This is a genomic window from Imperialibacter sp. (assembly GCF_040222385.1).
Lineage (GTDB): Bacteria > Bacteroidota > Bacteroidia > Cytophagales > Cyclobacteriaceae > Imperialibacter.
Map to the genome: position 1 here is coordinate 294,780 of NZ_JAVKDF010000039.1, position 12,968 is coordinate 307,747.

General features: G+C 44.9%; 13 protein-coding genes. All 13 read left to right on the top strand.

Features of this window, described 5'->3' with window-relative positions; genetic code table 11:
* Nucleotides 1-7 precede the first annotated feature (7 nt).
* The 13 genes from RIG68_RS21005 (at nucleotide 8) to RIG68_RS21065 (ending at nucleotide 12,954) form a co-directional block, all read left to right on the top strand.
* On the top strand, nucleotides 8-211 hold the full coding sequence (locus tag RIG68_RS21005; RefSeq protein WP_143156028.1) for a hypothetical protein: 204 nt from the start codon (nucleotides 8-10) through the stop codon (nucleotides 209-211).
* Nucleotides 212-253: 42 nt separating this feature from the next.
* Entirely contained in the window at nucleotides 254-853 is a 600-nt protein-coding gene (gene merTP / locus RIG68_RS21010) for a mercuric transport protein MerTP (RefSeq protein ID WP_350126816.1), read from the top strand.
* Nucleotides 854-1,066 carry a GDCCVxC domain-containing (seleno)protein gene (locus RIG68_RS21015; protein ID WP_073094976.1) on the top strand — a complete coding sequence of 71 codons (213 nt, stop codon included), beginning with the start codon at nucleotides 854-856 and terminating at the stop codon, nucleotides 1,064-1,066.
* Nucleotides 1,067-1,215: 149 nt separating this feature from the next.
* Nucleotides 1,216-1,596 (top strand): HYC_CC_PP family protein, encoded by a 381-nt coding sequence (locus tag RIG68_RS21020; protein ID WP_201430306.1) that lies wholly within the window; start codon nucleotides 1,216-1,218, stop codon nucleotides 1,594-1,596.
* A 172-nt stretch (nucleotides 1,597-1,768) separates the two neighbouring features.
* Nucleotides 1,769-3,067 (top strand): hypothetical protein, encoded by a 1,299-nt coding sequence (locus RIG68_RS21025; RefSeq protein ID WP_350126819.1) that lies wholly within the window; start codon nucleotides 1,769-1,771, stop codon nucleotides 3,065-3,067.
* 221 nt (nucleotides 3,068-3,288) lie between these two features.
* Nucleotides 3,289-3,723 (top strand): HYC_CC_PP family protein, encoded by a 435-nt coding sequence (locus RIG68_RS21030; protein ID WP_502880674.1) that lies wholly within the window; start codon nucleotides 3,289-3,291, stop codon nucleotides 3,721-3,723.
* Nucleotides 3,724-3,831: 108 nt separating this feature from the next.
* Complete coding sequence (locus RIG68_RS21035) at nucleotides 3,832-7,713, top strand: efflux RND transporter permease subunit (protein ID WP_350126825.1); 3,882 nt, start codon at nucleotides 3,832-3,834, stop codon at nucleotides 7,711-7,713.
* Nucleotides 7,710-8,942: a TolC family protein gene (locus RIG68_RS21040; RefSeq protein WP_350126828.1), complete on the top strand. Its 1,233-nt coding sequence runs from the start codon at nucleotides 7,710-7,712 to the stop codon at nucleotides 8,940-8,942. The genes RIG68_RS21035 and RIG68_RS21040 overlap by 4 nt, the downstream gene beginning before the upstream one ends.
* Before the next feature lies 1 nt (nucleotide 8,943).
* Nucleotides 8,944-10,746 (top strand): efflux RND transporter periplasmic adaptor subunit, encoded by a 1,803-nt coding sequence (locus RIG68_RS21045; RefSeq protein WP_350126831.1) that lies wholly within the window; start codon nucleotides 8,944-8,946, stop codon nucleotides 10,744-10,746.
* Nucleotides 10,747-10,886: 140 nt separating this feature from the next.
* The gene (locus RIG68_RS21050; protein WP_350126834.1) at nucleotides 10,887-11,399 is read left to right on the top strand and encodes a DUF3347 domain-containing protein; all 513 of its coding nucleotides are present in this window, start codon (nucleotides 10,887-10,889) and stop codon (nucleotides 11,397-11,399) included.
* Nucleotides 11,400-11,478: 79 nt separating this feature from the next.
* Complete coding sequence (locus RIG68_RS21055; RefSeq protein ID WP_350126837.1) at nucleotides 11,479-11,931, top strand: 5-fold beta-flower protein; 453 nt, start codon at nucleotides 11,479-11,481, stop codon at nucleotides 11,929-11,931.
* A 96-nt stretch (nucleotides 11,932-12,027) separates the two neighbouring features.
* A complete protein-coding gene (locus RIG68_RS21060) occupies nucleotides 12,028-12,465 on the top strand; it encodes a hypothetical protein (RefSeq protein WP_350126840.1) in 438 nt (145 codons plus the stop codon).
* A gap of 24 nt (nucleotides 12,466-12,489) precedes the next feature.
* Nucleotides 12,490-12,954 carry a nuclear transport factor 2 family protein gene (locus tag RIG68_RS21065; protein ID WP_221444439.1) on the top strand — a complete coding sequence of 155 codons (465 nt, stop codon included), beginning with the start codon at nucleotides 12,490-12,492 and terminating at the stop codon, nucleotides 12,952-12,954.
* The last annotated feature ends 14 nt before the right edge of the window (nucleotides 12,955-12,968 follow it).

A 12,968-nucleotide genomic window follows, 5' to 3' on the forward strand; every position in this document is an offset into this window, starting at 1 on the left:
GATTGATATGAAAAGTAAACTCATGATTTTCGCAACAGCGAGTATTCTCGCAATTGGTGGCCTTGCCTACGGGATCAACTCATCTCCAAAAGCTTGTCCTTTGGAAGGTACTCCAGATTGTCCAAAAGTTACCTGCCCTTTGGCAGGCACTCCTGAATGTCCTTATGACATGAAAGTGGCGGAAGTACCCGCCTGCTGTAAGAAAAAGTAACTGGGAGGGCGCAGAGCCCTTCTTTTTTTGAAAATTAAGTATATGAAAAATTCCCTTTTAACCAGCGGCCTTTTAGCCGCTTTAGTAAGCTCCCTTTGCTGCATCAGCCCGGTGCTTGCATTAGTGGCCGGTGCAAGCGGGATTGCGTCCACTTTCTCATGGCTCGATCCGGCAAGGCCTTTTTTTGTCGGCATCACAGTGGTTGTATTAGGCTTTGCCTGGTATCAGAAACTCAAACCAAAGGCCAAAAAGGAAAAAGAATGTGCCTGTGAGGAGAACCTTCAGCCCTCCTTTTGGCAAACAAGAAAGTTCCTTTCAATAATCACGGTCTTTGCTGCCCTGATGTTGGCGTTCCCGCTTTATGCTCACATTTTCTACCCTAAATCTGAAAAGCAAGTGATCATCGTTGATAAGTCAGACATTCAGACCGTAAATTTTCAAATCAAAGGCATGACTTGTCAGGGGTGCGCAGCGCATGTAGTGCATGAAGTAAATAAGCTCAGCGGCATCCTGAATGTAACCGCCTCCTACGACCAGGGCAATGCCATCGTAGAATTTGATAAATCCAAAACGGACGTCCTTGAAATTGAACAAGCCATCAACTCAACCGGATATTCAGTGACCAATAAAACAGAGAAATAAATGGAAATCATCTTAGAATCTACCATCACTTGCCCCAACTGCGGACATCAGAAAGAAGAAACTATGCCGACTGACGCCTGTCAGTATTTCTATGAATGTGAAAACTGCCACCAGGTGCTAAAACCAAAGGAAGGGGATTGCTGCGTGTATTGCAGCTATGGTTCAGCACCTTGTCCACCAGTACAATTGGATTCTGATCAAGCATGTTGCTAGGGTAGACAATGCTTTATGTGACATACATCATGTTTTGACATGTGCAATGTCATAGCCCTCTCAATAACCGTTGCGTACTTTTGGGTCATATTGAAGGGAATACTAAATAGATACCCTTTCAATGAATGGCATTTTACATCAAAAGGCTCATGAAGCGCAACTTATATATCGTCCTGCTCATTGTAATGCTTCTCCCTGGCAAAGGGATGGCAGTGTTTCAGCACTTTTGCGGGGGCGAACTGATCAGCTTCGAGCTTTTTCTAAAACACCACGAACCATGCTGTGACGATCACAGCAACCCTTGTGATGGTTGTGAGGATCAGGAAACCATCTTCTCTCTCGATGATTTCAGGACACCTCATTCTGACATTCCGGTCATTGCTTCTTCACCAGCGGCATTGGCTCAGCCATCTTTTCATTTGCCTTCTACACAATTTTTCGAGTCAAGAAACTACACAACTTCTAAAAAGGCTCCCCCCGGCTGGTCAGGGCGGTATCGCTCTATCCTGTTCCAGTCATTTCTTCTTTAGCTAACATCTGATTATCAGTTAGTTGTCCGGGTTACAAAACCTTCGGGCAATGTTGGAAATGGTTCTGTGAAATATAGCTGTTCCGGGATATTTAAACAGCATTAGACACCATCTATCCGACAAAACTATCATCAAGTTTCTTTAATCAGACTTTCAACAAAATGTTAAAATCATGAAAACATTTCATAAAATTCAATTGGTATTCATTGCCTTGACACTGATGGTGATCAATACCACATATGCCCAACAACCAGGCTTGCAGTATTTCAGGCCAAACGATAAAAACGGCCTGAATGTATTCGAGCCCTCAAAAGAGGATACAATCATCTTTGATGGCCTCAAAGTAAGAGTAGGCGGTGATTTCGCCATGCAATTTCAGGGCCTCAACCAAAGTAATGATGCAGGTACCTTGGTTGAGCTTGGTTCCGATTTCAATTTACCTTCAGCTAACCTCAACCTTGATGTACAGGTAATGGAAGGTGTTCGGATGCACCTCAGAACCTATCTTTCTTCCAGAGCACACAACGAAGCATGGATTAAGGGTGGATACATGAGAGTGGATAATCTTGACTTTGTTAAACCCGGGTTTCTGGAGGGAGTCATGAAATATACAAGCATCACCATAGGGCTAGATGAGTTTAACTATGGGGACGCACATTTCAGGAGAACAGACAATGCCAGAGGTATTTTCAACCCTTTTGTGGGAAACTATCTTATGGATGCATTCTCCACCGAAGCATTCGGAGAGATTACCGTTCAAAAGAATGGCTTATTGGCAGTGGTTGGGTTGACAAACGGTAAGCTCAATCAAAATGTAACGGTGAATGACAATACGGACAATAAGCCTTCTTTCTTCGGAAAGTTGGGATACGATAAACAACTGAACGAGGATCTGAGAGTACGATTGACCGGATCTTGGTACATCAATAAAGGAACCTCAACAGGCACATATCTGTATGGTGGTGACCGAGGAGGCTCCAGGTATTACAATGTGCTTTTTACAGTACCGGATGTGGATGGCAATACAGAAGGTGGCCCTCGTGATGGGCAGTTCAATGCCAGGTTCACAAAACTCACAGCCTTGCAGATTAACCCATTCATCAAGTACAAAGGCTTGGAGTTCTTTGGTATTTATGAGCTGGCTGATGGAAGCAATGAATTCACAACACCTCAAGCCGACACAGAGGGTGCATTCACACAAATAGCCGCAGAGGTATTGTATAGGTTTGGAGCTGATGAACGTTTCTATCTTGGTGGCAGATACAATACAGTGAGTGGTAAGATGCGTGAAAGTGCCACGGAAGATTTGGAAATCAGCAGGGTCAATTTTGGTGGAGGCTGGTATCTTTCAAAGAACGTTTTAACGAAAGTTGAGTACATGAAGCAGCAGTATGAAGGGAATGCCTGGACAGGGCGTTTTGCCGGGGCTGAGTTCAGTGGAGTCGTGGTTGAAGCGGTGATTAGTTTCTGACGGAACTCCCGTGTGGGTGACTCATCCACACGGGATTCTTTTTACTGCTGTGTAAAAGATAATGACTCCAAAAATAAGCATCAGCAAACTATGATTTTCCAATAGAAATAAAGCATGAACATCCACATGTTGAATTATTTGAAATGCAAACCGTCATTTTTGACGTTAAAATCGAACATTCTGAACTAAATTCCGTAAATTCGCATTAGACTTTCTCCAAAGTGCAACGTTTTAGAAAAATATCGGCCATTATGCTTTCAGCCTTGGTGCTGCTCAGTTCCATGAGCTTCACCTTTGGCATGCATTTCTGTATGGGCCAGCTAGAGAGCATTGCACTTTTTGCCGGGGCTGAGCCCTGCGAAATGGCCACTCAAAAATCCCCTTGTGCCAATGATAAGCATGATCCGGATTGTGAACACCAGCAGGTGACTAAAAAAGGTTGCTGTGAAGACCAAACTTTAGTAATTGAGGGTCATGAAGACCTTACGCAAGTGACCAAAGTTGCGGTTCCTGATTTTCAAATGATCGCAGTTATCTACGCTGTGGTTTCGTTTCTTTTTAGTGACACTACCGTTGATCACTATACGTTTAACGACTATTCCCCCCCTCTGATTGAGCGTGACATACCTGTGCTCGTTCAGTCCTTCCTTATTTAAGCATTTCATTCAAATTTTTCTCTGAGTCGTAGTGTGTTGCTACGTCCCAAGTGCATGCTTTGGCGTGCGCTTTTCTCAAAACAGTTTCAAAGAAAATTGAATGAAATCATGCTTAATAAAATCATTAAATACTTTCTTGAGAACAAGTTAGTTACTGTTCTTATCCTCATAGGTTTTATTGCCTGGGGCATTGTAACGGCACCATTTGGCTGGCAGGTGGGTGCATTGCCCTCCGATCCTGTACCGGTTGATGCCATTCCTGATATTGGCGAAAACCAGCAGATCGTCTTTACCCAGTGGCAAGGCCGGTCGCCACAAGACATAGAAGACCAAATTTCGTATCCGTTGACTACCTATTTACTAGGTATCCCGGGCGTAAAATCCATCCGAAGCACTTCGATTTTTGGCTTCTCCAGCATCTTTATCATTTTTAGTGAAGATGTAGAGTTTTACTGGTCTCGCTCACGAATTATCGAGAAGCTCAATGCCCTACCCAGGGATTTGTTACCCGAAGGGGTGCAGCCCGCCCTTGGCCCTGATGCAACAGCCCTTGGTCAGGTGTACTGGTACACCATTGAAGGCCGGGACAAACAAGGCAACCCTACAGGTGGTTGGGATTTGCACGAAATACGCACCGTCCAGGATTTCTACGTGAAATATGGATTGAACGCCACAGAAGGTGTATCGGAGGTAGCATCCATTGGTGGGTTTATACAGGAGTATCAGATTGACGTCAATCCCGATGCTCTGAAGGCTTACAATATCCCGCTACATAAAGTGATGCAGGCCGTACTTAAATCCAACCGGGATGTAGGTGCCAAAACCATCGAAATCAACCAGGCAGAGTACCTAGTCCGGGGATTGGGCTATATCAAAAAAGTAGAAGACATTGAAAAGGCGGTAGTGGCCGTTCATGATAATGTACCCATCCGTATTAAAGACATTGGTGTAGTTACGTTGGGTCCTGCTACCCGAAGGGGGTTACTGGACAAAGGAGGAGCCGAGGTAGTAGGTGGTGTCGTTGTGGCCCGTTTTGGAGCCAATCCTTTGCAGGTCATCAACAATGTAAAGGCGAAAATCGATGAAATCGCTCCTGGGTTACCAAAAAAGACCCTGGCCAATGGCGTGGAAAGCCAACTTACCATTGTCCCCTTCTACGATCGCTCCGAACTTATTTACGAGACCCTGGGCACGCTTGAAGAAGCCCTGTCGCTGGAAATTCTGATTTCCATTCTAGTAGTGATCGTGATGGTGTATAACCTGCGGGCATCTTTCCTTATTTCCAGTCTTTTGCCGATAGCTGTGCTCATGGTCTTTATTGCCATGCGCTACTTTGGTGTAGATGCCAATATTGTAGCCTTGTCGGGTATCGCCATTGCCATCGGTACAATGGTGGATCTGGGTATTATCCTATCAGAAAATATTATCAAACACCTGGATGAAGCACCCCCCGGCCAAAAACTGATCGATACCATTTACAACGGTGCTTCAGAAGTCAGTTCTGCCATTCTAACCGCAGTATCTACCACCATAGTGAGTTTCATTCCCGTATTTACTATGCAAGCTGCCGAAGGGAAACTTTTTGGCCCCCTCGCTTTCACCAAAACGTTTGCCCTCGTGGCGGCACTTATTGTTTCCTTATTGATTTTGCCCACACTAGCCCATTGGTTTTTCGGAGCAAGGATCAAAAGTAAAAAGATTCAAAAATGGCTGAATATCGTACTGCTACCTGTAGGTGTTGCCTGCCTTTTTCTCGGACAGGTATGGGCAGGAATGATGCTGTTGGCCTTTGGCATTGCCGGAACTTTGAAGTCACTCAGAAGGGAACCAGGCAAAGATGTCGGAACTATCGAACCATCAACAAATCAGCCCGTCAAACCATTGTTCTTTCAGACCATTAGCAAATCCGCAAATTGGGTTTTAAATCATGCTGAAATTTTTATAGTCGTTATTGGTGTGGTATGGCTACTGGCCAAATACTGGTTGCCACTGGGCGCAAGTAAAAGCCTCCTGCTCAATGTTATTTTTGTCACTATGCTGGTCGGCCTTATTTTGGGGGCATTCTCCCTGCTGGAGCATTTTTACAAACCCATACTCAAGTGGTGTCTGGATCATAAAGGCACTTTCCTCACCATCCCTTCCTTTCTGATCCTATTAGGGGCAACCACCTGGATAGGGTTCAATTCCGTCTTTGGATTTGTGGCAAAGGGGTTTGATGTAGTGAACTGGGATGTACGTACCACTAAAGTATGGTCTGGGTTAACGGAAGCTTTCCCTGGTGTAGGTAAAGAATTTATGCCATCCCTTAATGAGGGCAGCTTCCTGCTGATGCCTACATCCATGCCGCATTCGGGACTTGAATACAACCGCAAGGTGCTTGGGCAATTGGATATGCTTCTTACCAATATTCCTGAAGTGGAATTAGCTGTTGGCAAACTGGGGCGGGTGGAATCCGCACTTGACCCGGCACCTATCTCTATGTATGAAAATGTCATCAACTATAAACCGGAATATATGCTCAATGAAAAAGGGCACAGGGTGCGGTTTAAAGTGGACAGGAAGGACGGTTTCATACTCGAAAGCGGTGATACACTTTCCAATGAGGAAGCCTTAACCCAGGGAGTGACGTATCAAGACTTAATACCAGATGACAATGGGAATTATTTTCGTAACTGGCGTCCCAACATCAAATCACCGGATGACATTTGGGATGAAATAGTACAGGTGAGCAAGATACCTGGCGTCACTTCTGCACCCAGGCTACAGCCGATAGAAACTCGGCTGGTTATGCTTCAAACGGGTATGAGGGCACCCATGGGTATTAAAGTCTATGGTCCTGATCTGAAAACCATTGAACAATTCGGGTTGGAGCTGGAGGAAATACTAAAAGGAGTGCCTTCGGTAAAGGCAGAAGCGGTATTTGCCGACCGGATCGTGGGAAAACCCTACCTGCACCTCAATATCAATCGGGATGAGATCTCCAGATATGGCTTGAATGTAGAAGATGTACAGCAAACAATAGAAACAGCTATTGGCGGCATGAAGATCACCTCAACAGTGGAAGGCCGGGAACGCTTTCCGGTGAGGGTACGCTATCCACGTGAATTGCGTGACGATCCCGAGTCGTTAGGCAAAATCCTGATACCTACTCCAACAGGGGCACAAATACCCATTTCGCAGATTGTTGATTTTGAATACGTTCGTGGGCCCCAGGCTATTAAAAGCGAAGAGACCTTTTTGGTAGGCTATGTACTCTTTGATAAGCGAGATGGATTTTCAGAAGTGGGGGTGGTAAATGCTGCCCAAAAAACCATTCTGGACAAAATTGACGCTGGAGAATTAAGTGTTCCGGAAGGGATCAGCTATAAATTCTCAGGGAGCTATGAAAACCAGGTTCGGGCAGAAAAGCGTTTGGCCATCATCGTTCCTTTGGTCTTAGCCACTGTATTTCTCATCCTCTACTTCCAGTTTAAGTCAGTCAGTACCTCCCTGATGGTATTTACAGGTATTGCCATGGCCTTTAGCGGTGGTTTTTTGATGCTTTGGCTCTACGGGCAGGATTGGTTTGCTGATTTCTCCATCTTCGGTACCAACATGAGGGATCTGTTCCAAATGCATACCGTCAATTTGAGTGTGGCCGTTTGGGTAGGATTCATTGCCCTCTTTGGCATTGCCACAGATGACGGGGTATTAATAGCCACTTATCTGGATCAGAGCTTTGAGCGAAACCGACCTGGTACTTTAAAAGAAGTCAGAGAGGCAGTAGTAGAGGCTGGGCTGAGGAGGATAAGACCCGCCTTGATGACGGTTTCTACTACAATGATAGCCTTGTTGCCCGTGCTCACCTCTACCGGACGTGGTGCGGACATTATGATCCCCATGGCGATCCCCTCCTTCGGAGGAATGGCGTTTGCCCTGGTGAGCATTTTTATTGTGCCGGTACTATACAGCTATCGTGAAGAAAGAAAATTAAACAAGACACAACCATGAAGATAATTGTAAATATCATACTACTTGTTTTTCTCGGAACGAGTGTGGGTCAAGCTCAGACCCTGGATGACTATTTCAAAATAGCAGCCCAAAACAATCCGGGGTTGCAATCGAAATACAAAGAGTTTGAAGCAGCATTACAAAAAGTAGATCAGGTCAGTACGCTACCTGACCCCTCATTTTCTTTTGGGTATTTTATTTCCCCGGTAGAAACCAGAGTGGGTCCGCAAAGGGCTCGGTTTTCATTGACCCAGATGTTCCCCTGGTTTGGTACACTCAGAGCGCAAGGAGATGCCGCTGCTTTAATGGCGGAAGCAAAGTACCAGTCCTTTCTGGATGCTCGTAACAAACTATATTATCAAGTTGCGGCAGCATACTATCCACTATACGAACTGAACCAGTGGAAGAAGATTGAGAAGGAAAATATCGACATCCTGCAATCCTATAAAACCATTTCCAATTCAAAATTTAAAAATGGAACCGGTACCATGGTGGATGTACTCCGGGTGGATATCATGCTTAAAGATGCCACCACGAATCTGAGCATCCTGGATCAGAAAGAAAAACCACTAATCACCACTTTCAACAAGCTGCTGGACAGAAGTGAAAATGATCCGGTGGTAGTAAGCGATTCCTTATTGGCAGAATCTTTAGCCGATGATTTCCGAAAGGACTCTTTGCTGACCAATAATCCGGTGTTGAATGCACTGGATCTTAGAATAAAAGCAAGTGTAGCGCAAGAACAAGCTGCCATAAAGCAGGGGCTTCCAAAACTGGGTATTGGTCTGGATTATGTGATGGTAGGCGAACGAACAGACATGGTATTACCTGACAATGGAAAGGACGTGTTGATGCCTATGGTTTCGGTCAGTATCCCCATTTTCAGGAATAAGTACAAAGCCGCTGTAAAAGAAGCACAGCTGATGCAAGAAAGCTATTCCCTGCAAAAGGATGAATACGCCAATTCTCTTACTTCCGGCTATGAAATGGCCTGGTTTGAAATACGGCAACAACAAGAGCTGCTTCAGCTATACGACCAGCAGATACAGGAGTCAGAACAAGCCTTAAACCTCTTGTTTACTGCCTATGGCAACTCTGGAAAAGAGTTTGAAGAAGTATTGCGCATGCAACAGCAGCTTCTAAAATATGAAAAAATGAAAGCCTCAGCAGAAGTCCAATATCAAGTTGCAGTGGCCAAACTCAATTATTTGACAGCAAAATCCTATTAAAATGAAAACGAATAGAAAAACAATAATCATAGCATTATCAACACTGGCAATAGGACTATTGCTGGGGTGGTTGATTTTTGGTGGTTCGTCTGAAGGCAAAACGGATGAAGAGCACCAGCACACTACGGAAGTTGCAGGTGAGGCTGTCTGGACTTGCTCCATGCACCCTCAGATCCGTCAAAGTGAACCGGGGGATTGCCCTATTTGTGGAATGGATTTAATTCCGCTAGATAATGAGCAAGATGAACAACTTGACCCCATGGCGATATCCATGTCGCCAACGGCCATGCAATTGGCAAACGTGAGTACTGCCGTGGTGGGCACCATGAATCCGGTAAAAATGGTCCGCCTGAACGGAAAAGTACAGGCTGATGAGCGTTTGGTTTATTCCCAATCTTCTCACATACCCGGGAGGATAGAAAAACTGACAGTCAATTTTACCGGTGAATTTTTGCGAAAAGGTCAAACGATCGCTGCTGTTTACTCACCTGATCTGGTCACCGCTCAGGAGGAATTGTTTGAAGCGCAAAAAATCAAAGAAACGCAACCGCAGCTTTTCAGTGCCGCAAAGGAAAAATTGAAAAACTGGAAGCTGTCAGACTCCCAAATTGATGAGATTATCCAAAGAGGAAGCATAAAGGAAGAATTTGCCATTACAGCAGATGTTTCTGGTTATGTGACTGAGAAAAAAGTAAACCTGGGTGACTATGTGCGCAAAGGCGAGGCAATCTATGAAATTGCGGATCTCTCAAAAGTATGGCTATTGTTTGATGTATATGAATCAGACATGTCCTGGATCAACAAAGGAGACAAGGTAAGTTTCACCATCGCTTCTTTACCCGGTGAAACATTTTCGGGTAAAGTAAGCTACCTCGATCCTGTGATCGACCCGAAAACAAGGGTCGCCAAAGCGAGAGTAGAAATCTCCAATGCAGGTCAGCGACTCAAGCCTGAAATGTTTGCCTCCGGCACAGTAGAAGCAACCTTACCTGCTAAGTCAGACAAACTTGTGGTTCCTAAAACCGCTGTGATGTGGACTGGAAAGCGGTCGGTAGTCTATGTAAAAAGCACTTCGGGCAAAGGAGTCAGTTTCCTCATGCGTGATGTGACATTAGGTGCTGCATTGGGGGAAAGCTTCATCGTAGAAAATGGATTACAGGAAGGGGATGAAATAGCGGTGAATGGCACATTTAGCATAGATGCTGCTGCTCAGCTGGCTGGCAAGCCAAGCATGATGCGGCCTGAAGGAGGAGTTGCCATGACGGGTCACAGCAATCATGGCGGTACTGCTGCGCCTGAATCTGCTACCCAGTCCGATCATGCCACCCATCAGGGCAAACCCAAAGAACTTGCGATTAGTGACCAAGCGAAAACCGCTCTTCGACCGGTTTATATGGCCTATATGGCTATGAAAGATGCATTGAGTTTAGATGATTTAGCTGCCGGCCAAAAAGCATCCGCTGATGTAAGCAAGTCCCTTTCAGCAATCAACATGTCGCTCTTTCCCGGAGAGTCACATGATGTGTGGATGAAATACAGCAGCGATATGGGTAATGCCTTGCAACACATACCTCATCAAAAAAGCCTGGATGAAGTGCGAAAATCCTTTCAGCAAGTCTCAAACATTTTAATTGCCATGAGCCAGGCGTTCAATCCGATGGATGAGCCATTGTATGTGGATTTCTGCCCAATGGCAGATGACAACAAAGGAGCCTATTGGCTAAGCCTGTCTGAGGTGATCAAAAACCCATACTTCGGTGAAGCTATGCTATCATGTGGTGAAGTAAAATCAATAATAAAATGAAGGAATGCTGTAAAACCGGGGATGAAAAAACCCCCTCAACAATAAAAAAATGGGTCAGCCGGATTACTTGGGGAATAGTCATTCTTCTAGTCACTGGTTTAGCCCTGATTCAAGTATTTAACCTTTAAACAAATAGAAAAATGAAAAAAACAATGATCATGCTATGTCTGGCTTTAGTAAGCTGGGGAGCAACCGCACAACACGACCATGCAGCACATGGTGCACAATCAAGTACCCAACAGATGGAGCCCATGTTCAAAGACAAGGCACTGGGTTCTTCCTACACGCACTACATTCATTTGAAGAATGCTTTGGTGGCATCTGATTTTCAGAAAGCAAAATCAGCTTCTGAAGCTTTGGTGAAAGCGATTCACAATGTAAAGGGAAGTGATAAAGTCCATGCAGAGGCGGCCAAAGTTGCGCAGGCAGGTTCACTGGAAAACCAGCGAAAGGCTTTTACCGCCTTAAGCAATGAGGTGGCCACTTTGGTGAAGGGTGCTGATATCAGCATGGGAGAACTCTATCTGGAATACTGCCCCATGGCCAACGGCAACACCGGAGGCTATTGGCTATCCAACGAAAAGGAAATCCGCAATCCCTACTTCGGTGACCAAATGCTGAAATGCGGGAGTGTAAAAGAGACAATAAACTAACACAAGTCCTAGTACTATTGATGGGGTCAACTCATATGGTTAAGCCCGATCCTGACACTAGGCACAAACACAATGAGAAATGAAAAAGAACATCATTTTCAGCATCGTATTCCTTGGAGGAATGCTGCTGGCAGCACATGGGCTCTTGGCACAGCCAAGTAGCAAGTTGGAACAACGCCTAATACACATCAATTCAAAAGGTGAGGTATCGGATGACCGGGGCACCAAGCTCGGGTACATCAGTAAAGAAGACATAGTCTTTAACAATCAGGGTCAAAAACTGGGCTTTATCAAAAATGGTAAAGTGTATGATGCCGAAGGTAATTCCCTTGGGAAAGCCAAAAAAGATGGCCGCTATTACAACAATGATGGAGTCTTCATCCTGAGCACCAAAACGATTGGGGATAAATGCGAGATTCTGGATCCGGAAGGTCACAAGAAAGGCACGGTACACAAAAACTATAAACTTCATGCGTGTGCTGCGCACTGTTTCTTCTTGGAACAGGAAATGAAAAAAGAGGAAGATAAGTAAAAAGTAAAGCCCTGTTGGAGAGTGGCCTCTGTGCAGGTGTAGTCTTGCATGCTACACTGCCGCCACTCTTCCATCAGGCACTAAACTCTTAATACGATGAAAACGAGAAAACACAACGCCAGTCCAAAGTCATTGAGCAAAGACAAGTTAGTGGCTTATCTGACCTTGGTATCACTGATAGTTGTAGCTACTGTTGCGGTGTTTTGGATTCAGGGTTACCGCATAGGCTCATCGGTTGGTATAGCCACTGATGAGATAAAGACTCCAATTGAACCGGGCTTGGTATGTATGGTCAATGACGCCTATATGGGCAAACCACAGATTCCTGTTCCGGTCAATGGCAAAACCTATTACGGCTGCTGCCAGGGATGCGTGGACAAGCTCAACAATCTGGAAAGTGCAAGGATCGCCATTGATCCGTACAGTGGTAATCCTGTAGATAAATCGGAGGCTTACATCGTGCTGATGAACCCGCAAGGCGCAGTTGCCTACTTTGAATCAGAGGCTAATTACAACGCATTTAAGAAAAACTAAAAACAATCCTTTAACCCAAAATCTATGAAATTGAAACTGCTTTTTTTTGGTCTTGCTGCCATAGTGGCCGTGAAGACTCAAGCGCAACAGTCGGATGAAATTAACCAGGTAAAACAAGTCCTGGAATCATACAAACAGGCCATTGAAAGCCTCGATACAACCGGCACAGGTAATTTATTTGTATCGCAATCAATTGTTATTGAATCAGGCAAAGTTGAAGGCCGATATCAGGACTATCTGGCCAACCACCTGGGCCCGGAGCTCCATCATTTCGAATCTTTCAAGTTTAGTGACTATGAAGTAGCCATTGAAGTCGCTTTGCCATTTGCCTTTGCTACTGAAACCTACAAATACACCATTGTGCTAAGCAAGGACAAGTCAGTTATTGAGCGAAAAGGAGTTGCCTCCAGCATTTTGAAAAAAGAAAACGGTCAATGGAAAATATGGCAAACCCATTCATCAGCAAGAAAACCACAGACCAATCATTAACCAACTAAATAATA